General features: G+C 72.0%; 17 protein-coding genes and 1 tRNA gene. 7 read left to right on the top strand and 11 right to left on the bottom strand.

Annotation, left to right across the window (positions count from 1 at the left end; genetic code table 11):
• Positions 1–40: 40 nt before the first annotated feature.
• A complete protein-coding gene (gene rpsA / locus SM577_RS00530; RefSeq protein ID WP_302921710.1) occupies positions 41–1,531 on the bottom strand; it encodes a 30S ribosomal protein S1 in 1,491 nt (496 codons plus the stop codon).
• Between the two features lie 448 nt (positions 1,532–1,979).
• Between rpsA and SM577_RS00535 the strand changes: the two genes are divergently transcribed.
• Genes SM577_RS00535 through SM577_RS00545 form a run of 3 tightly spaced genes read left to right on the top strand, consistent with a single transcriptional unit; the run spans position 1,980 to position 3,468 of the window.
• A complete protein-coding gene (locus SM577_RS00535; protein WP_302921709.1) occupies positions 1,980–2,792 on the top strand; it encodes a class I SAM-dependent methyltransferase in 813 nt (270 codons plus the stop codon).
• Between the two features lie 39 nt (positions 2,793–2,831).
• Positions 2,832–3,053: a hypervirulence associated TUDOR domain-containing protein gene (locus SM577_RS00540; protein ID WP_302921708.1), complete on the top strand. Its 222-nt coding sequence runs from the start codon at positions 2,832–2,834 to the stop codon at positions 3,051–3,053.
• Complete coding sequence (locus tag SM577_RS00545; RefSeq protein WP_474586045.1) at positions 3,040–3,468, top strand: DUF3140 domain-containing protein; 429 nt, start codon at positions 3,040–3,042, stop codon at positions 3,466–3,468. The genes SM577_RS00540 and SM577_RS00545 overlap by 14 nt, the downstream gene beginning before the upstream one ends.
• Positions 3,469–3,504: 36 nt before the next feature.
• Here the strand turns inward: SM577_RS00545 and polA are convergent, their stop codons facing one another.
• From polA to SM577_RS00585, 8 genes are all read right to left on the bottom strand, one after another.
• Positions 3,505–6,204 (bottom strand): DNA polymerase I, encoded by a 2,700-nt coding sequence (gene polA / locus SM577_RS00550; protein ID WP_302921705.1) that lies wholly within the window; start codon positions 6,202–6,204, stop codon positions 3,505–3,507.
• A 120-nt stretch (positions 6,205–6,324) separates the two neighbouring features.
• On the bottom strand, positions 6,325–7,038 hold the full coding sequence (locus SM577_RS00555; protein ID WP_302921703.1) for an ABC transporter ATP-binding protein: 714 nt from the start codon (positions 7,036–7,038) through the stop codon (positions 6,325–6,327).
• Positions 7,025–7,963 (bottom strand): ABC transporter ATP-binding protein, encoded by a 939-nt coding sequence (locus SM577_RS00560; RefSeq protein WP_302921702.1) that lies wholly within the window; start codon positions 7,961–7,963, stop codon positions 7,025–7,027. The genes SM577_RS00555 and SM577_RS00560 overlap by 14 nt, the downstream gene beginning before the upstream one ends.
• Positions 7,956–9,113 (bottom strand): branched-chain amino acid ABC transporter permease, encoded by a 1,158-nt coding sequence (locus SM577_RS00565; RefSeq protein ID WP_302921700.1) that lies wholly within the window; start codon positions 9,111–9,113, stop codon positions 7,956–7,958. The genes SM577_RS00560 and SM577_RS00565 overlap by 8 nt, the downstream gene beginning before the upstream one ends.
• Positions 9,110–10,093, bottom strand: a complete 984-nt coding sequence (locus SM577_RS00570; RefSeq protein WP_474586046.1) for a branched-chain amino acid ABC transporter permease — start codon at positions 10,091–10,093, stop codon at positions 9,110–9,112. The genes SM577_RS00565 and SM577_RS00570 overlap by 4 nt, the downstream gene beginning before the upstream one ends.
• Positions 10,094–10,155: 62 nt before the next feature.
• Positions 10,156–11,304 (bottom strand): branched-chain amino acid ABC transporter substrate-binding protein, encoded by a 1,149-nt coding sequence (locus SM577_RS00575; RefSeq protein ID WP_302921696.1) that lies wholly within the window; start codon positions 11,302–11,304, stop codon positions 10,156–10,158.
• A gap of 349 nt (positions 11,305–11,653) precedes the next feature.
• Positions 11,654–12,832 carry a hypothetical protein gene (locus SM577_RS00580; protein ID WP_474586047.1) on the bottom strand — a complete coding sequence of 393 codons (1,179 nt, stop codon included), beginning with the start codon at positions 12,830–12,832 and terminating at the stop codon, positions 11,654–11,656.
• A 54-nt stretch (positions 12,833–12,886) separates the two neighbouring features.
• Positions 12,887–13,507 carry an ANTAR domain-containing response regulator gene (locus tag SM577_RS00585; RefSeq protein ID WP_302921694.1) on the bottom strand — a complete coding sequence of 207 codons (621 nt, stop codon included), beginning with the start codon at positions 13,505–13,507 and terminating at the stop codon, positions 12,887–12,889.
• Between the two features lie 106 nt (positions 13,508–13,613).
• On the opposite strand from SM577_RS00585, the gene SM577_RS00590 reads away from it, so the two are divergent.
• Positions 13,614–13,687 (top strand) — tRNA-Leu (locus SM577_RS00590).
• A gap of 34 nt (positions 13,688–13,721) precedes the next feature.
• The gene (locus tag SM577_RS00595) at positions 13,722–14,471 is read left to right on the top strand and encodes a terminase gpP N-terminus-related DNA-binding protein (protein WP_302921693.1); all 750 of its coding nucleotides are present in this window, start codon (positions 13,722–13,724) and stop codon (positions 14,469–14,471) included.
• A 37-nt stretch (positions 14,472–14,508) separates the two neighbouring features.
• Here the strand turns inward: SM577_RS00595 and SM577_RS00600 are convergent, their stop codons facing one another.
• Positions 14,509–15,687 (bottom strand): trans-sulfuration enzyme family protein, encoded by a 1,179-nt coding sequence (locus SM577_RS00600; RefSeq protein ID WP_302921692.1) that lies wholly within the window; start codon positions 15,685–15,687, stop codon positions 14,509–14,511.
• Positions 15,688–15,770: 83 nt separating this feature from the next.
• Here SM577_RS00600 and SM577_RS00605 point away from each other — a divergent pair, with 83 nt between their 5' ends.
• The gene (locus tag SM577_RS00605) at positions 15,771–16,250 is read left to right on the top strand and encodes an Lrp/AsnC family transcriptional regulator (RefSeq protein WP_302921691.1); all 480 of its coding nucleotides are present in this window, start codon (positions 15,771–15,773) and stop codon (positions 16,248–16,250) included.
• Between the two features lie 46 nt (positions 16,251–16,296).
• Positions 16,297–17,301: an LLM class flavin-dependent oxidoreductase gene (locus SM577_RS00610; RefSeq protein WP_474586048.1), complete on the top strand. Its 1,005-nt coding sequence runs from the start codon at positions 16,297–16,299 to the stop codon at positions 17,299–17,301.
• Between the two features lie 210 nt (positions 17,302–17,511).
• Here the strand turns inward: SM577_RS00610 and SM577_RS00615 are convergent, their stop codons facing one another.
• Positions 17,512–19,764 (bottom strand): rhamnogalacturonan lyase family protein, encoded by a 2,253-nt coding sequence (locus tag SM577_RS00615; protein WP_474586049.1) that lies wholly within the window; start codon positions 19,762–19,764, stop codon positions 17,512–17,514.
• Positions 19,765–19,837 lie beyond the last annotated feature (73 nt).

Here is a 19,837-nt window from a genome sequence, read left to right on the forward strand (position 1 = left end):
TCACGGATCGCGGGGACGGGGCCCTTCGTCGTTCAGCGGGTCACTTGCCGCCGGCGAGCTTCTCCCGCAGTGCGGCGAGCGCCTCGTCGGTGGCCAGGGTGCCGGCCGGCTCCTCGGCCTGCCGGCTCGGGGCCGGGGTGGTCGAGGTGGCGCCGCCACCGCTGACCGCCGGAGCCGGGTTGGCAGCGGCCTCGGCGTCGGCGGCCCGGGAGGTCTGCACCTGCTTGGTGTGGGCCTCCCAGCGCTGACGCGCCTCGGCGTACTGCTGCTCCCAGGTCTCGCGCTGCTTCTCGTACCCCTCGAGCCACTCCCCGGTCTCCGGGTCGAAGCCCTCCGGGTAGATGTAGTTGCCCTCGGCGTCGTAGGTCGCGGCCATGCCGTAGAGGGTCGGGTCGAAGTGCTCCTCGCCCTCGACGAAGCCCTCGTTGGCCTGCTTGAGCGACAGCGAGATCCGGCGGCGCTCCAGGTCGATGTCGATGACCTTGACCATGACCTCGGAGCCGACCTGGACGACCTGCTCCGGGATCTCCACGTGGCGCTCGGCCAGCTCGGAGATGTGGACCAGGCCCTCGATGCCGTCGTCCACCCGGACGAAGGCGCCGAACGGCACCAGCTTGGTGACCTTACCCGGCACGATCTGCTGGATCGCGTGGGTGCGGGCGAACTGCCGCCACGGGTCCTCCTGGGTCGCCTTCAGCGACAGCGAGACCCGCTCGCGGTCCAGGTCGACGTCCAGGACCTCGACCTCGACCTCCTGGCCCACCTCGACGACCTCGGACGGGTGGTCGATGTGCTTCCAGGAGAGCTCGGAGACGTGCACCAGACCGTCCACGCCGCCGAGGTCGACGAACGCGCCGAAGTTGACGATCGAGGACACGACGCCCTTGCGGACCTGGCCCTTCTGCAGCTTGTTGAGGAACTCGGTGCGCACCTCGGACTGCGTCTGCTCCAGCCAGGCCCGGCGGGACAGGACCACGTTGTTGCGGTTCTTGTCCAGCTCGATGATCTTGGCCTCGAGCTCGCGGCCGACGTACGGCTGCAGGTCACGCACGCGCCGCATCTCGACCAGGGAGGCGGGCAGGAAGCCGCGCAGCCCGATGTCGAGGATGAGGCCACCCTTGACCACCTCGATGACCGAGCCGCGGACGACACCGTCCTCGTCCTTGATCTTCTCGATGGTGCCCCACGCCCGCTCGTACTGCGCGCGCTTCTTCGAGAGGATCAGACGCCCCTCCTTGTCCTCCTTCTGGAGGACAAGGGCCTCGATGTGGTCGCCGACCGAAACCACCTCGGCCGGGTCCACGTCGTGCTTGATCGACAGCTCCCGAGAGGGGATGACGCCCTCGGTCTTGTAGCCGATGTCGAGCAGGACCTCGTCCCGATCGACCTTGACGACGGTGCCTTCGACAATGTCGCCGTCGTTGAAGTACTTGATGGTCTCGTCGATCGCGGCGAGGAAAGCTTCCTCGGAGCCGAGGTCGTCGACGGTGACCTTGTTGGCGCTCGAGGGGGCCTCGATGCTGCTCGTCATGTGGGCGGTTGCTCCGGTCGGATGATGTGTCATCGCAGGCTTGCGTCGCGGTGACCTGTTCGCGCCAGCGGATCCGTCGCCGGGCACACCGAACGATCGCCAAGTGAGATCATGATGTGGCTCCGGAGACCGCGCACCTGCTCCCTGCCGAGGCACACGATCCGCGAGCGCATCGTCTAGCCTACCGTGCGCATTACCACAGCGTGCAAGCCCTCCCGTCTCCTCGCCGCCTGGTGACCTGCGAAAGCCGAGAAATCGCCCGGAAAGCACCTCGACTGTCTCGTGCGTCACAGCCGCCCCATCCACCTCGGGGCGGAGCCGGGCTCGGCCACCCGGACCCGGCCCCTCGCCCGCCCGGACCGCCCGCCCGGACCGTCCGGCCACCGGCACCCCCGGTGCGCCCGAGCCCGAGCGTCGGTGGGCTGACGCCGGGGCCTAGCGTGAGCGGGTGGACGACGACGACAGCCGGGTGACCCGCCGCCGGGTCGGCGACGCCGAGGCGCGCCGGGCCAACCGCCGCTGGTGGGACGCCGACGCCGACGACTACCAGGCCGAGCACGGCGGCTTCCTCGGCGACGTCGACTTCGTCTGGTGCCCGGAAGGGGTGCGCGAGGCCGACGTCGGGCTGCTGGGCGAGCTGGCCGGACGGCGGGTGCTGGAGCTGGGCTGCGGGGCGGCCGCGGCGGCCCGCTGGCTGGCCAGCCAGGGTGCCCGGCCGGTCGCCCTGGACCTCTCCGCCGGCATGTTGCGCCACGCCGCGCGCGCCGCCGCCCGCACCGGCGTACGGGTGCCGCTGGTGCAGGCCGACGCGCTGGCGCTGCCCTTCGGCGCCGAGGCGTTCGACACCGCCTGCACGGCGTTCGGCGCGATCCCGTTCGTGACCGACTCGGCGGCGGTGATGCGCGAGGTGTTCCGGGTGTTGCGCCCCGGCGGCCGCTGGGTGTTCTCGGTCACCCACCCGATGCGGTGGATCTTCCTGGACGACCCGGGCGAGGGCGGGCTGACCGCCGTGCACTCGTACTTCGACCGCTCCCCCTACGTGGAGCAGGACGAGACCGGCACGGCCACCTACGTCGAGCAGCACCGCACCCTCGGCGATCGGATCCGCGAGCTGGTCGGCGCCGGGTTCCGCCTGGTCGACCTGGTGGAACCGGAGTGGCCGGAGGGGCACGAGGGGATCTGGGGGCAGTGGAGCCCGCTGCGCGGCCGGCTCTTCCCGGGCACCGCGATCTTCGTGGCCGAGAAGCCCGCGCGCCGGTAGCCGCCGTTTCCGCCCACCGGCGCCGGGTAGCCAGGGCGTATGGCCGAGAAGAGGGAATTCCGCGAGGGCGACCACGTCTCCTGGGCCAGTCACAGCGGCCGGGCGTACGGCGTGGTGAAGGAGAAACTCATCGACCGGACGCACGTGCGCGGGCACGCCGTCAACGCGTCCCCGGAGCACCCGCAGTACCGGATCCGCAACGACGACTCGGGCCGGGACGTCGCCCACCGACCGGAGGTGCTGCGCCGTGAGCCGAAGTGAGGACCCGCAGCAGACGTACCGGGAGTTCACCGAGGCGGTGAACATGAAGCCCGGCGAGCTGAAGTCGTGGCTGGAGACCGACGAGTCCAGGCACGTCGGGTGGCGCAAGGGCAGCAAGGGCGGCGAGTCGGTGGGGCACGAGTCGGGCCGCCGGATCATCGACCTGCTGCGCCGCAAGCGCGGTGAGCTCTCCGAGACCGACTACCGGCACATGCGCAAGGTGGTCGGGTACGTCCGGCGGCACATGGCGCAGCGGCCCAGCGGCGACGTACGGCGGACCCGCTGGCGGTACTCGCTGATGAACTGGGGCCACGACCCTCTCAAGGCCCCGCTGCCGGCGCCCGGCGGCCGGTCCCGGCAGGCCCTGGAACGGCGCGGCAAACCGCCGGAGGCGCGCCGGGGACCGGGCCGCTGACCGTCCGCCGGGCGGGTGCCCGGCGGACGCGGCGGGTCAGTGGTCGGCGCTGTTCCAGTCGCGGCCCTCGCCGACCGACACCTCCAGCGGCACCGACAGCGGGTAGGCCCCGCCCATCTCGCGCCGCACGAGTGTCTCCAGCGCCTCCCGCTCGCCGGGGGCGACCTCGAAGACCAGTTCGTCGTGCACCTGCAGCAGCATCCGCGAGCGCAGCCCGGCCTCGCGCAGCGCGGTCTCCACGTGCAGCATGGCGACCTTGATGATGTCGGCCGCGGAGCCCTGGATCGGGGCGTTGAGCGCCATCCGCTCGGCGATCTCGCGGCGCTGCCGGTTGTCGCTGACCAGGTCGGGCAGGTAGCGCCGGCGGCCCAGGATGGTGGAGGTGTAGCCGTCGTGGCGGGCCCGGGCCACCACCTCGTGCAGGTAGTCGCGTACCCCGCCGAAACCGGCGAAGTAGTTCTCCATCAGCCCGCGCGCCTCCTCGGTGCTGATCCCGAGCTGCTGGGAGAGGCCGAACGCGCTCAGCCCGTACGCCAGGCCGTAGTTCATCGCCTTGATCTTGCGCCGCTGGTCGGCCGTGACCTCGGCGACCGGCACCCCGAACACCGACGACGCGGTGGCGGCGTGGAAGTCGGCCCCGGAGTTGAACGCCTCGATCAGCGCGTCGTCCGACGACAGGTGCGCCATGATCCGCATCTCGATCTGGCTGTAGTCGGCGGTGAGCAGGCACTCGTAGCCCTCGCCCACCACGAAGGCGCGCCGGATCCGCCGCCCCTCCTCAGTGCGGATCGGGATGTTCTGCAGGTTGGGCTCGGTCGAGGAGAGCCGGCCGGTGGCCGCCACCGTCTGGTTGAAGGTGGTGTGGATCCGGCCGTCGTCGGAGACCGACTTGAGCAGCCCGTCAACCGTGGACTTCAGCTTGGCCACGTCGCGGTGGCGCAGCAGGTGCGCCAGCACCGGGTGCGGGTTCTGCGCGTAGAGCCACTGCAGGGCGTCGGCGTCGGTGGTGTAGCCCGTCTTGATCTTCTTGGTCTTGGGCAGCCCCAGCTCACCGAAGAGGATCTCCTGCAGCTGCTTGGGCGAGCCCAGGTTGAACTCCCGCCCGACCGCCGCGTACGCGCCCTGCGCGGCGGCCTTCACCTCGGCCGCGAAGTGCGCCTCCAGCTCCGACAGGTAGTGCGTGTCGGCGGCGATGCCGGTGCGCTCCATGCCGGCCAGCACCCGCATCAGCGGCAGCTCGACCCCGGCCATCAGCCGGGCCGACTGCTCGCCGTCGCGGGACAGCTCGGCGTCGATCGCGTCGGCCAGGTCGAGGGTGGCCCGGGCCTGGAGCATCAGGTTCTGCTCGACCTCGCCCTCGTTGCCCAGCCCGTCGAGGGTGAGCTGACCGTCGTCGGGCGCGTCGACCCGCAGCTCGCGGTGCAGGTAGCGCAGCGCCAGGTCGGTCAGGTCGTAGGAGCGCTGGTCGGGGCGGGCCAGGTAGGCCGCGATCTGGGTGTCGCGGACGATGCCCTCCAGCGACCAGCCGTGCGCCGCGAACGCGAGCACTGCCGGCTTGCTGTCGTGCAGCACCTTGGGCCGCTCGGCGTCGGCCAGCCAGCCGGCGAGCGCCGCCTCGTCGCCGGCGTCCAGCCGGGCCGGGTCGACCCAGGCCGCCGCCCCGGCGGCGGTGGCCAGCGCCAGGGCGGTCACCGTGGCTGTGTGCCGCCGGTTGGGGCCGGTGTCGAGGGTGACCGCCACGCCGACCGGGGTGCCGGCCGGCGCGTGCGCGCCCAGCCACCGGGTCAGCGCGCCCGGCTCGGTGAGCACCTCGCCGGCCAGGTCGAACCCGGCCTCGGCCTCCGGCTCCACCGCCTCGAGGTACTGGTAGAGCCGGTCGCGCAGGATCCGGAACTCCAGGGTGTCGAAGACCTGGTGCACCGCCTCGCGGTCCCAGCCGGCCCAGCGGGCGTCCTCCGGGCGCAGCGGCAGCTCCAGGTCGGAGACCAGGCAGTTGATCTCGTAGTTGCGGATCACGTCGGCGAGCCGCTCGCGCAGGCTGTCGCCGGCCTTGCCCTTGATCTCGTCGGCCCGGGCGACGACGCCCTCCACCCCGCCGTACGCGGTGATCCACTTCGCCGCCGTCTTCGGGCCGACACCGGGGACGCCGGGCAGGTTGTCGCTGGTCTCGCCGACCAGCGCGGCCAGGTCGCGGTAGCGCTCCGGGGGCACGCCGTACTTCGCCTCGACCGCGGCCGGGTCCATCCGGGCCAGGTCGGAGACGCCCTTGCGCGGGTAGAGCACGGTGATGCTGTCGCCGACGAGCTGGAACGCGTCGCGGTCGCCGGTGGTGATCAGCACCGACATGCCCTGGTCGCGGGCCTGGCAGGCGAGCGTGGCGATGACGTCGTCGGCCTCGTAGCCCTCCTTCTCCACCACCGGGATGCGCAGCGCCGCCAGCACCTCCTTGACCAGGCTGACCTGGCCCTTGAAGTCGGTCGGGGTCTCGCTGCGGCCGGCCTTGTACTCGGCGTACTTCTCGGTGCGGAAGGAGCGGCGGGAGACGTCGAAGGCGACGACGATGTGGGTGGGCTGCTCGTCGCGGAGCACGTTGATCAGCATCGAGGTGAAGCCGTAGACCGCGTTGGTCGGCTGACCCGTCGTGGTGGAGAAGTTTTCCACCGGCAGGGCGAAGAAGGCCCGGTATGCCAGGGAGTGTCCGTCGACGAGGAGCAGGCGCGGCGTCGTAGCTGTCACGGAGGCGACTCTAGTCCGTACGACCGACAACCCCGACCCGGCGGCACCGGGCCCGGGCGGAAAAGCGCCGGCGGCCGCCCGCCCCCTCGGGGACGGACGGCCGCCGGCGGTACGACGCGGTCAGGCCACGCCGAGGTACGCCTCCTTGACCGCCGGGTCGTGCAGCAGGTCCTGGCCGGACCCCTCCTTCACGATCCGACCGGTCTCCAGCACGTACCCCCGGTGCGCCCGGGACAGCGCCTGCTGGGCGTTCTGCTCCACCAGCAGGATCGTGGTGCCCTGCTGGTTGATCTCCGTGATGATGTCGAAGATCTGCCGGATCACCATCGGGGCCAGACCCATCGACGGCTCGTCCAGCAGCAGCAGCTTCGGCCGGCTCATCAACGCCCGGCCGACCGCGAGCATCTGCTGCTCACCGCCGGAGAGCGTGCCACCGGCCTGCTTGCGCCGCTCGGCCAGCCGCGGGAACAGCGTCAGCACCCGGTCCAGGTCGGCGGCGATGCCGGCGGCGTCCCGTCGGGTGTACGCCCCCATGTCCAGGTTCTCCATCACCGTCATGCCGGGGAAGATCTGCCGCCCCTCCGGGGACTGGCACAGCCCCCGGACCACCCGCAGGTCGGCCCGGAGCTTGCTGATGTCCTCCCCGTTGAAGGTGATCTTCCCGCCGGAGAGCGCGCGGGTACCGGAGATGGCCCGCATGGTGGTGGTCTTGCCGGCGCCGTTCGCGCCGATCAGGGCCACCACCTCACCCTCGTTGACGGTGAGACTGATGCCGTGCAGCGCCTCGATCCGGCCGTAGGCGACGGTGACGTTCTCGAGCTCAAGCAGCGTCATCAGTGGACTCCCCCAGGTAGGCCGCGATCACCTTCGGATCCCGGCTGACCTCGGCCGGCGCGCCGTCGGCGATCTTCCGGCCGAACTCCAGCACCACGATCCGGTCGGTGACCCCCATGACCAGCTTCATGTCGTGCTCGATGAGCAGCACGGTCAGCCCCAGGTCACGGATCCTGCGGATCAGGCCGAGCAGGTCCTCCTTCTCGGCCGGGTTGAAGCCGGCGGCCGGCTCGTCCAGGCAGATCAGCTTCGGCTCGGTGGCCAGCGCCCGGGCGATCTCCAACCGGCGCTGGTAGCCGTACGGCAGGTTGCGCGCCGCGTCGTTGGCCCGGTCGGCGATGCCGACGAAGCGCAACAGCTCCAGCGCCTTGGCCTCGGCCGCCCGCTCCTCCAGGATGTGCCGGGACAGGCCGAAGGTCTTGGCGAACGTCCGCCGCACCTGCTGCCAGCTCCGGACGATCCCGGACTCGGCGGTGACCTGCGGCAACTCCTCCGGCTTCGGGCGCACCCGGTAGAGCCGGAACAGCGCCCCCGGCACGCTGGTCTTGTGCCGGGAGTCCGTCCCGACCATGACGTTCTCCAGCGCGGTCATCTCCGGAAAGAGCCGGATGTTCTGGAACGTCCGGGAGATGCCCATCCGGCTGATCTGGTGCGGCTTGCGGCCGGTCACCCGCTGCCCGCGGAACCGGACCGCCCCGGAGGTCGGCTTGTACACCCCGGTCATCACGTTGAACGTGGTGGTCTTGCCGGCGCCGTTCGGGCCGATCAGGCCGAGGATCTCGCCCTCGTTGATCTGGAAGTTGATCCCGTCGAGGGCGACCACGCCGCCGAAGCGCAGCGTGACGTTGTCGACCTCGAGCAGCACGGGCCGCGGCCCGGCCTGGGTCGGGATCTTCGGCGCCGCCGTGGTGGTCTGGTCAGACATGAGCGGGCGCCTCCTCTGCCTCCGCCGCGCGGTCCTTCAACTCCCGGGCCCGCCGCCGGCTGGGGATCAGACCCTGCGGACGCAGGATCATCACCAGCACCATGGCCAGGCCGAAGGCCAGCCACCGGTAGTCGGCGATCTCCCGGAACCGCTCCGGGAGGTAGGCCAGCAGCACCGCGCCGAGCGACACCCCGACCATGTTGCCGGAGCCACCGACCACGACCATCGCCACGAAGAGGATCGACAGGTTCACGTTGAACTGCGTCGGGTCGATGAACGCGTTCCGGCTGGCGAACAGGAAGCCGGACAGGCCGCCCAGCGCCGCGCCGATGGCGAACGCCCACAGCTTGAACTTGAACGGGTAGACACCCATCACCGCCGCGGCGTCCTCGTCCTCGCGGACGGCCAGCCAGGCCCGGCCCACGCGGCTGTGCTCCAGCCGGCGCACCGCGATGACCATCAACAGCACCATCGTGATCGCCAGCCAGTACCACGGCTTGGCGTCGATCAGACCGAAGATCTCGTTCTCCGCCGAGGGCGGACCCTCCGGACCGGGGATCGCCGAGATGCCCTGCGGGCCGTTGGTCACGCCGGTGGCGTTCCGCGCGAAGATCCGGATGATCTCGCCGAAGCCGAGCGTGACGATGGCCAGGTAGTCGCCGCGCAGCCGCAGCGTCGGCCAGCCCAGCAGCACGCCGGAGATCAGCGTCAGCACCAGCGCGATGAACAGGCAGATGGCCCAGGTCACCGCCCAGGTCGGCGGCAGGTCGAACTCCTGCTGGATCCACTTGACCACCGGCGAGTTCACCGAGCCGAACAGCGCCACGCTGTACGCACCGATGGCGAAGAAGCCGATGTAGCCGAGGTCGAGCAGGCCGGCCAGACCCACCACCACGTTCAGGCCGATGGCGACCAGCACGTAGATGGCGCAGACGAACAGCACACCGGCCCAGTTGTTGCCACCGGCGATCGAGTCGGTACGCAGCCAGGTCAGACCCGGAATGCCGAGCAGCGGCAGGTAGTAGAGGAACGCCACCAGGGCGGCGAGCCCGATCGCCTGCTGCCAGCGCGGCAGCGCCCGGACGCGGTCGCCGACGGAGGTCAGCAGGCTGACCCGGCGGCGGTCCGCGGCACGAATCTTGTCAATCATGCGCGGGCCCTCCCGAGCGACTCACCCAGCAGGCCGGTCGGACGGAACATCAGCACCACGATCAGCACCACGAAGGCGATGACGTCCTCCCAGTTGGAGGCGAACAGGGTGGCGCCGTAGACCTCGACGATGCCGAGGAAGAGGCCGCCCACCAGCGCGCCCCGCAGGTTGCCGATACCGCCGAGCACCGCCGCGGTGAACGCCTTCAGACCCAGCACGAAGCCGATGCTGTTCTGGGTGAAGCCGAACCGCATGCTCCACAGCAGCGCCGCGGCGCCGGCCATGATGCCGCCGAGCACGAAGATCAGCATGATCACGCGCTCCTGGTTGACGCCCATCAGGGCCGCCGTCTCCGGGTTCTGCGCCACCGCCCGCACGCCCCGGCCGTAGCGGGTGCGGTTGATGAACCAGTCCAGCGCCGCCATCATCACCACGGCGGAGATGAACACGATCAACTGGATGTTGGTGATCGCCGTGCCGCCGATGGTGAAGAGCGTCTCCTGCTGGATGATCGTCGGCATACCGACGATCTGCCGGGCCCGACCGAACATCGTCGGCAGCGCGCCACCGGCGATGTCCGGCAGCAGCAGGCCGAAGACCTCGACCAGCACCAGCGAGAGCCCGATCGCGGTGATCAGGAAGATCAGCGGCGGCGCGTTCTTGCGCCGCAGGGGGCGGTAGGCGATCCGTTCGATCGCCAGTGCGGTGCCACCGGAGGCGATCGCCGCGGCCACCAGACCGAGCACCAGGAAGAGCACCGCCTGCCCGATCGGCGGGTTGTTCTGCACCCCGAACGCGGTCCACACGCCCAGCACCGCGAAGGTGCCGACCATGAAAACCTCGGAGTGGGCAAAGTTGATCAGGCGCAGGACGCCGTAGACGAGCGTGTAGCCCAGGGCGATCAGGGCGTAGATCGCCCCCTTGGACAACCCGTCGACGGTGTGCTGGCCGAGATGGCCGAATAGTTCGTCGAAATTCACCGGGGTCTCCTTGCATCGAGTACGGCCGGGGCGAACACCCCGGCCGTACTCCAGTGCTGTCGTCAGCTGAGCTTGAGCTCCTGCAGCGGCTCGATCGCCGTGCCCTTGATCTGGTACGCCCAGATGACGACCTTCGTCGGGTCGACGTCACCCTTGTCGTCGAACTTGATGTACTTCGACACGCCCTGCTTGTCGTAGGACTTCACGTAGGCCAGGATGTCGGCCCGGCTCTTCTTGCCGTCCTTGAACGCGTCCAGGTAGATCTGCGCGGCGTCGAAGCCCTCCGCACCGTAGGAACCCGGCGCCTGGCCGTACTCCTTCTGGTAGTCGGCGGAGAAGGTGCCGCCGGCCTTGTCGGCCGGGAGGCACGGGCAGGTGATGATCGCGCCCTCGGCACCGCCGGAGGCACCCTGCGGGAACGCCGGGTCGTAGAGACCGTCCGGGCCGACGAACTTGGCCTGGACACCGGCGGCGCGCATCTGGCGCACCAGCGGAGCGGCCTCACGGGTGTAGCCGCCGTAGAAGACGAAGTCGGCCTGCGCCGCCTTGATCTTGGAGATGGTGGCGTCGAACTGCGACTGCCGCTCCTGGATCTTGTCGCTGCCGACCAGCGTGCCGCCGAGGTTCTTGCCCAGCTCGGCGGTGATGCCAGCGCCGTAGGCGCTGCCGTCGTCGATCGCGAAGACCTTCTGCGCGTTCTGCGCCTTCATGTAGGTCGCCACCGCGCCGGCCTGCGTGCCGTCGTGGCCGACCACCCGGAAGAAGGACGTGTTGCCCTTCTGGGTCAGGTCGGTCCGGGTGGCCGACGGGGCCACCATCGCCAGGCCGGCGGCCTGGTAGATCGGCATGGTCGCGTCCGACTCACCGGAGAAGTGGCCACCGATGACGCCGAGGAACGAGTTGTCGCCGGCGATCTGGTTCGCGAACGGAGTCGCCACCGCCGGGTCGCCCTGGGTGTCGAACTCCTGCATGGTGACCTTGCAGTCCGGGTTCTTCTCGTTGTGCTGCTTCACGGCGAGCTTCGCGCCGTTCAGCGACGGGATCACCAGACCCGCGTTGTCACCGGTGAACGCACCGAAGATCGCGATCTTGCCGCCGCAGTCGCCGGACGCGGTGCCGCCTTCGCCGCCCGAGTCCTGGCAACCAGCTGCGACAACCAGGGTCGCGGCGAGCGCGGCAGTGCCGAGCGCCCGTACATAGCTTCGCCTCACGGCTTCCTGACCTCCTCCAGATGCGGGCCCGACCAACCCCACCGACGGGGACAGCCAGCAACCCGCAGTTCCACCCACCCCGCAGGGACGCCCCCTGCGTTACGGCTCGTGATGGCGGAGCGTACCGACACTCATACGGTCTCGGAAGGCCTAGAGCCGGGGTCTGCGAAACCGTTACGAAGGCGCGCGGGATCCAAACATTTCCCGTAACAGGTCAATCCCCTGACCGGTCCTTAGGCGGTTGGCTGACCGAATAGCGGGACGGCCGGAACCCCCGCCAACCGGTCGACTCCCGGCTGGTCAATGACCCGAATCGATCACCCGGCAGCGGCCGGCGACCGGCCTCGCGTCACCCCGGCGCCGGGGCCGCCGGAGCCCACCAGAACCCGCTGCGGGTGCCGTCGTCCGCCACCAGCCACCAGCGCTCCCCCACCGCCAGGAGGCTGACGTCCCGATCCGCCCCGGCCGGCAACTGCGTCGCGGGGACCACCTCGTGCCACGACCCGCCGAGGTCCGACGACGCCCACACGCTGTGCCGCGCCCCGTCGGAGACCGCCGCCAACAGCCACCCGCCGGAGGCCACCAGCGAGCTCACCGACGGCACCCCACCCGCGCCGAGCGCACCGAAGCCACCGGCTGCCGCCCAGTCGGCCCCCGGCGCCTGCCGCCACGCCCCGAACGCCCGGCCCCGCAACCCCACCGCGACAGCGGTGTCGCCGGCCATCACCACCCGCTGCAACTCTTCGTAGTCGCTGGTGCCCGGCAGGGTCGTCCGCCGCCAGGACCGCCCGTCCGCCGACGTCCAGGCCGCCGGATCCCGGTCGATCCGGCCGCGCGGCAGCACCCCGCCCACGGCCAGCCAACCCCCCGGCCCGGCGACCGCGTCGAACGCCCAGCTCACCCCGCGGGTGTCGGACGCCAACTCCGGCGCCGCCTCGACCAGCACGAAGTCCGCCGCGTCCGGCGACACCCAGGCCGCCGCGCCGCTGGACCGGTTACCCACGATCAACCAGCCCGCCGGCCCGCCGGCCAACCGGGACACGTTGACCGCCTTCGGCCCGCCGTAGGTCTCGAACGACGCCGCCACCTCGACCAGCGTGCCGTCGCCGCGCTGCCGCCAGGTGCTCACCCGCGGATAGCCGTGCGCGCCGCCGACCTTCGCGCCGACCACGGCGGCCACCCCGTCGCGGCAGCCGACCGAGTAGAGCACGTTCTGCTTGCCGTAGAAGGAGTCCGCGGCGATCGGCAGCGAGGTCCACGAGGTGCCGTCCCCGCTCGTCCAGGCGGCCGGCCGGGTCGCGCGCGTCGCGTCGGCCACCCCGCCGACCAGGTACCACCGGCCGGCGCAGGCGACCATGTCGCGCAGGATCAGCCGCCCCGGCGGGCCCGGCGGCGCCGGCAGGGTCAGTTCCTGCCAGGTCGGGCTGACCGGCTGCGGGTTGTCGCCGTCGTGGGCGGTGCCATCCTCGCAACCGGCGAGCAGCACGGCCGACACACCGAGCACCGCCACCAACCGCCGACCACCCATGGATCCGATGCTATCGATCACCGGCCCGTCGCGGTGCCCCCCGAACCGGCGACCTCAGGAGGTCGGCTGGGCCACCTCGCCGCCGGCGGTCTCGGCGAGGATCCGCTCGGCGACCTCCTTCATGGTCATCCGGTGGTCCATCGCGGTGCGCTGGATCCACTTGAACGCCTGCGGCTCGGTCATCCCGTACGTCGTCATCAGCGCGCCCTTGGCGCGCTCGACGGTCTTGCGGATCTCCAGCCGGTCGGTCAGCCCGGCGACCTCCGCCTCCAGCGCGGCGATCTCCGAGTAGCGGGAGAGCGCGATCTCCACCGCCGGGACCAGGTCGCTCTTCTGGAAGGGCTTGACCAGGTACGCCATCGCGCCGGCCGCCCGGGCCCGCTCCACCAGGTCGCGCTGGCTGAACGCGGTCAGGATGATCACCGGGGCGATCCGCGCGCCGGCGATCCGCTCGGCGGCGGCCAGGCCGTCCATGATCGGCATCTTGATGTCGAGGATGACCAGGTCCGGCTTGAGCTCCTCGGCGAGCCGGACGGCGGTCTCGCCGTCGCCGGCCTCCCCGACCACCTCGTAGCCCTCTTCGGCCAGCATCTCGGCGAGGTCCAGCCGGATGAGCGCCTCGTCCTCGGCGATCAGTACCCGCCTGCGCTCGGCATCCGTCTGCGTCTCGGCCACGAGCCCTACCCCCACCAGTCAGAACCCGACACCCGCCCAGCCGGATGTCGCCGCCCTTAGCGTAGTGGGTACCCTGTGAGGGGCCGCCAGAGCGTTCCGCGAGTACGTCCCCGTATTCCAATCGGTAGAGAAACGGAGCTCAAACCTCCGACAGTGTGGGTTCGAATCCCACCGGGGACACGAAACTGTCGTACGGACGTTCGACACTCATCCCGTGCATCCACCCGAGGTCCGCGCTCACGCCCGGCGGCTCTACCTGTCCGGAGCCCGGGTCTCCGAAGCGGCCCGTAGCGTCGGGCTCGCCTACCGCACCGTCTGGGAGTGGTGCCGCGAGCGGCCGGAGGCAGTCGTCCAGGGCACCGGGCTGCGGTGCTTCCGTTGCCGACCCGAGGTCGCCAATCCGACAGATCAACCGGCCTACTGCTATCTGCTCGGTCTCTACCTGGGCGACGGGCACCTCGTGGCCACCGCGCGCGTACCGGTGCTGAGGATCAGTTGCGGCAACGTCTGGCCCGGCCTGATCGACGCCTGCGAGACGGCCATGCGCGACGTGCTCGCCGCTCGGGTGCGGCGGGTCCAGCAACAGGGCTGCGTCAGCGTGCAGAGCTACGGCAAGCACTGGCCCTGCCTGCTACCGCAGCACGGGCCGGGCAGGAAGCACGAGCGCCCCATCGTTCTCACCGACTGGCAGCGGGAGATCGTCGCCGCGCACCCCGGTCATTTCCTGCGCGGGCTGTTCCACTCCGACGGGTGCCGGTTCGCCAACCGGGTGGTCGTCCGCGGCAAGGAGTACGTCTACCCGCGCTACATGTTCACCAACGAGTCGGCGGACATCATGAGCCTCTGCCAGTGGGCGCTGGACCTGCTCGGCATCGCCTGGCGGATGAACCGCCGCAACTCGCTGTCGGTGGCGCGGCGGGAGGCGGTCGCCGCGCTGGACCGGCACGTCGGCCCGAAGTCCTGAAGGGAGGCGCACCGGCCGCCGGCGACCCGGCCGCCGGTCAGCCCAGTTCGGCGAGCGCCCGGGCGAGGTCGTCGCGCAGGTCCTCCGGGTCCTCCAGGCCGACGGAGACGCGCAGCAACCCGCCGGCGGGCTTCGCCTCGCCCTCGACCGGGCGGTGGGTCAGCGAGGCCGGGTGCTGGATGAGCGTGTCGACGCCGCCCAGCGACACCGCGTGGGTGATCAGCCGGCAGGCGTTCGCCACCGCCGCCGCGGCGGGGGCGCCGCCGCGTACCTCGAAGGCGAGCAGGCTGCCGGTGCCGGTCAGTTGCCGGCCGACGAGCCCGGCGGGATCGTGCAGCGAGGGGTGGTGCACGCGGGTCACGGCGGGGTGGTCGGCGAGCCAGCCGGCCAACTTCTCCGCGCCGGCCTGCTGGGCGCGCACCCGCACGGGGAGGGTCTGCAGGCCGCGGTGCAGCAGGTAGCCGCCGAGCGGGTGCAGGATCGCGCCGGTGAGGGCGCGCACCTGGCGCAGCCGGGTGGCCCAGCCGGTGTCGCAGGCGACGACGCCGGCGAGGACGTCGCCGTGGCCGCCGATGCTCTTGGTGGCGCTGTGCAGGACGAGCGCGGCGCCGTGCCGGGCGGGTTGCTGGAGCACCGGGGTGGCGACGGTGTTGTCGACGAGCAGCGGTACGTCGCCGGCGGCGTGGGCGACGGCGGCGATGTCGACGAGGTCGAGGGTGGGGTTGGCCGGCGTCTCGAGGACGACCAGCGCGGTGTCGGGGCGGACGGCGGCGGCGACCTCGTGCGGGCGGGCCCAGGTGACGGTGGTGCCGAGCAGGCCGGTGGCGAGGACGTGGTCGGTGCCGCCGTAGAGGGGGCGGACGGCGACGACGTGGCGGCGGCCGTCGGAGGTGGCGGCGAGCAGGGTGGCGGTGAGGGCGGCCATGCCGCTGGCGAAGGCGACGGCTTCGGCGGTGCCTTCCAGGGTGGCGAGGGCGGTCTCGAAGCGGGCCACGGTGGGGTTCCACAGCCGCTGGTAGACGGCGCTGGCGCCGGACGGGAGGGTGCCGCCGGTGGCCAGGCTCTCGTAGGCGTCGCCGCCGGCGTCGACCGAGGGCAGCGGGTTGGTGGTGGAGAGGTCGATCGGCGGCACGTGGACGCCGAGGGCGGCGAGGTCGTCGCGGCCGGCGTGCACGGCTCGGGTGTCCACGGTCGTCATGCGGAGAGCATCGAACATAGCGCCGATTAGTGGCAACACTTCCGCAGATGATTCGGCGAATCCCGTTGGCGCACCGCAGGGATTCGGTGGAGGATGCTGTCATGCCCCCTGTAGCGAATGATGTGCGGCGCTTCGCGGCGCTGGACGACGTCGACCGCGCGATCCTGGCCGAGCTGGCCGCGGACGGCCGGTTGCCGAACAACGCCCTGGCCGAGCGGGTGGGCGTGGCCCCGTCGACCTGCCTGGCCCGCACCCGCGCGCTGCGCGAGTGCGGGGCGATCCGGGGCTTCCACGCGGAGGTGGATCCGGCGGCGGTGGGCCTGCCGTTGCAGGCGCTGGTGTCGGTGCGGCTGACCGCGCACGAGCGTCCGGTGGTGGACGCGTTCCGGGCCCGGTCGGTGCGGCTGCCCGGGGTGGTGGCGGTGTTCCACGTGGCCGGCGCGGACGACTACGTGCTGCACGTGCGGGCGGCGTCGGCCGACGCGCTGCGGGACTTCGTGCTGGACCACCTGGCGGTGGATCCGGCGGTGCAGCACACCCAGACCAGCCTCATCTTCGAGCAGGCCCGCGGGGTGGGCTGAGTCGCTGTCGGGAACAAATCCGGCGGGCCGGGGGTTGGCCAGCCGTGTGATCGACGTACCGCTCTCTGTTCTTGATCTTGCTCCGGTCGCGGCCGGCGCCACCGCCGGCGAGGCGCTGCGGCACACCACCGAGCTGGCCCGGCGGACCGAGGAGCTGGGTTACCACCGGTTCTGGGTGGCCGAGCACCACAACATGCCGGCGATCGCCTCGTCGGCGCCGGCGGTGCTGCTCGCCCACCTGGCCGCGCACACCGGCACGATCCGGCTGGGTTCGGGCGGGGTGATGCTGCCCAACCACGCGCCGCTGGTGGTGGCCGAGCAGTTCGGCACCCTGGAGGCGCTGCACCCGGGCCGGATCGACCTGGGCATCGGGCGGGCGCCGGGCACCGACCAGATGACCGCGCTGGCGTTGCGCCGGACGATGGAGGGGCTGTCGGCGGAGGGCTTCCCGCAGGAGCTGGCCGACCTGATGAACTACTTCAGCGGGGAACGGCCGGGGCCGATCGTGGCGACGCCGGGGCGCGGCCAGCAGCCGGCGATCTGGCTGCTGGGTTCCAGCGGGTTCAGCGCCCGGCTGGCCGGGCTGCTCGGGCTGCCGTTCTCCTTCGCGCACCACTTCAGCGCGCAGAACACGCTGCCCGCGCTGGCGCTGTACCGGGAGAGCTTCCGGCCGTCGCGCTGGCTGGAGCGGCCGTACGCGATGGTCGCGGTGAACGCGGTCTGCGCGGAGACCGACGAGCGGGCCGAGTGGCTGGCCGGGCCGAGCGCGCTGTCGTTCCTGAAGCTGCGCTCGGGTCGGCCGGAGCCGCTGGCCACCCCGGACGAGGCGGCGGCGTACCCGTACACCGAGATCGAGCGGGAGTTCGTCGAGCAGCGCCGGGAGGGCCAGGCGATGGGCTCGCCGGAGACGGTCCGCCGGCAGCTGACCGACCTGCTGGCCCGGACCGGCGCGGACGAGCTGATGCTGACCACGTTGGTCTACGACGTCGCCGACCGGGTGCGGTCGTACCAGTTGATCGCCGAGCAGGTGGCCGGCGGCCTGCGCCGCTGAAACACGATCTTCACGCCGGCGTCACCCCCGCGACGCGGTGGGTGCCTAACGTTGGTGCCGGTGGTGGTACGGCATTCCCGGTCGGGACGGGTCGGGGATGCCGCGGTGTGGCGCACCGGGCCGCGGCTGGGCGGATTCCGCGGCCGCGGCCCGGTGCCAGCCGCCGGCCCGGCGGGGCCGGGCCGGCGGGCGCGGGTCAGCGGGCCCGGGTCAGCGGAGGTAGACGTTCGGGGTGGGCGGCGTGGGCATGGCGTCGCCGATGAAGAAGCTCGGGTGCGGGGGCTGGTTGTAGGCGGTGTTCTGCCAGGCGACCGCCACCCGGTACTGCGGGTCGTGCATCAGGGTGTGGATCCGGGTGCCGGTCGGCGTCGGGGTGCTGTAGATCCGCAGCGCCCGGCTGTCGGTGGTGCGCCAGACGACCTCCTCGCGCCAGTCGCCGACCAGGTCGGCGGAGAGCGCCGGGGTGGCCTTGGTGCCGTTGTTCGCCGCCACCCCGCTCGCGGTGAGCAGGCGGGTGTCCCCGCCGGTGCCGTACTTGTCGATCCGGGTGCCGTCGAGCAGTTCCCGGACCGGGTCGCCGTCCCACCAGGCGAGGAAGTTCGCCGAGGAGGGGTTGCGCCCGATACTGCCGCCGGAGCCGTTGTAGAGGTTGCCCATGTTGGTGCCGGCGCCCCAGAACTCGGCGCCCGCGCTGCCGGCGTGGATGTCCGCGGCGACCCCGCGCCCGGGGCCCTCCGCGCCGCCGTTGTTCGGCCGCTGCCAGAGCACCTGGCCGGTACGGGCGTCGTGCAGGTCGGCCGCGGGGGCGCTGCCGGACTCGTGGATGGTGAACACCTCCAGGCCGGCGCGGCCGGGCAGGAGGTCGCCGACGTGCAGGGCGTCGCCGTGGCCGAAGCCGGTGGCGTACCGGAGCCGGCCGTCGTCGTCGATGGTGGCGGAGCCGTAGACGATCTCCTGGCGGCCGTCGGCGTCGACGTCGGCCACCGAGAGGTTGTGGTTGCCCTGCCCGGCCGCGGCGGCGTTGCCGGCGGCGTTGGAGTCGAAGGTCCACCGCTTGCGCAGGGTGCCGTCGCGGAAGTCCCAGGCGGCGACGACGGCCCGGGTGTAGTAGCCGCGCGCCATCACCAGTGACGGCCGCTGCCCGTCGAGGTAGGCGGTGGCGGCGAGGAACCGGTCGACCCGGTTGCCGTAGTTGTCGCCCCAGGAGGAGACGGTGCCGCGCGGCGGGTCGTAGTCGACGGTGGAGAGGACGGCGCCGGTGCGGCCGTCGAACATGGTCAGGTACTCCGGGCCGGTGAGCACGTAGCCGCTGGAGTTGCGGTGGTCGGCCGCGGCGTTGCCGATCACCTGGCCGGTGCCGGAGCGGGTGCCGTCGGCGGTCTTCATGGCCACCTCGGCCCGGCCGTCGCCGTCGTAGTCGTACACCTGGAACTGGGTGTAGTGGGCGCCGGCGCGGATGTTGCGGCCCAGGTCGATCCGCCACAGCCGGGTGCCGGTGAGGGTGTACGCGTCGACCTGCACGGTGCCGGTGTACCCGGACTGGGAGTTGTCCTTGGCGTTGGACGGCTCCCACTTGAGCACTATCTCGTAGCGGCCGTCGCCGTCGAGGTCGCCGACGGAGGCGTCGTTGGCGGAGTAGGTGTAGGCCTCGCCGCTCGGGGTGGTGCCACCGGCCGGCACCTGCAACGGCACGTCGAGGTAGCCGCCGGGGAACTGGAGCGCGGGCGGCGACGCGGGCTGTTCCGCGCCGCCGACCACGGCCCGCACGGTGTACGTGGCCCCGGCGGGCGCGCCCGCGTCGAGGTGGTTGGTGGCGCCGGTGATCGGGGTGCTGTTCACCCGGGTGCCGCCCCGGTAGAGGTTGAACGCGACGCCGGTGGTCTCGGTGCCGAGCAGCCGCCAGGAGACCAGGTTGCCGGTGCCCGCGCGCACGCTCACCAGGCCCCGGTCGAGGTCCTCCACCTGCACGGCCCCGGGCGGCGGGTTGGTCGGTGGCGGGCTGCTCGGTGGCGGGCTGGTGGGCGGTGGGCTGGTGGTCGGCGGCGCCGAGGTGGGTGGGGCGCCGGTGCAGGTGGTGCCGTTGAGGGCGAAGCTGGTCGGGGCCGGGTTGCCCCCGGTCCAGCTGCCGACGAAGCCGAAGCCGGCGGTGCCGCCGGTGCCGAGGGCGGCGTTCCAGTCGACGTTGCGGGCGGTGACCTCGGCGCCGGACTGGCTGACCGTGGCGTTCCACGCCTGGCCGACCCGCTGGCCGGCGGGGAAGGTCCAGGTGAGCGTCCAACCGGTGATCGGGTCGCCGAGGTTGGTGACGGCCACGTCGGCGCCGAAACCGTCGGGCCACTGGTTGGTGACCCGGTAGTCGACCCGGCAACCGGCGGCGGCCGCCGCGGCGGTGAGGCTGGTCAGGGTGCCGGCGGCGAGAGCGGCCGCGGCGAGCAGCGCGACGCGGCGGGGGGTGACAGGCATGCGGAGCCCTCCGGAGAGGTGGGGGCGCGCGGCGGCCGGACACCGCCGGCCTGCCCGGGGCCGGCGGCGAGGG

The sequence above is a fragment of the Micromonospora desertarenae genome (genome assembly GCF_056150265.1).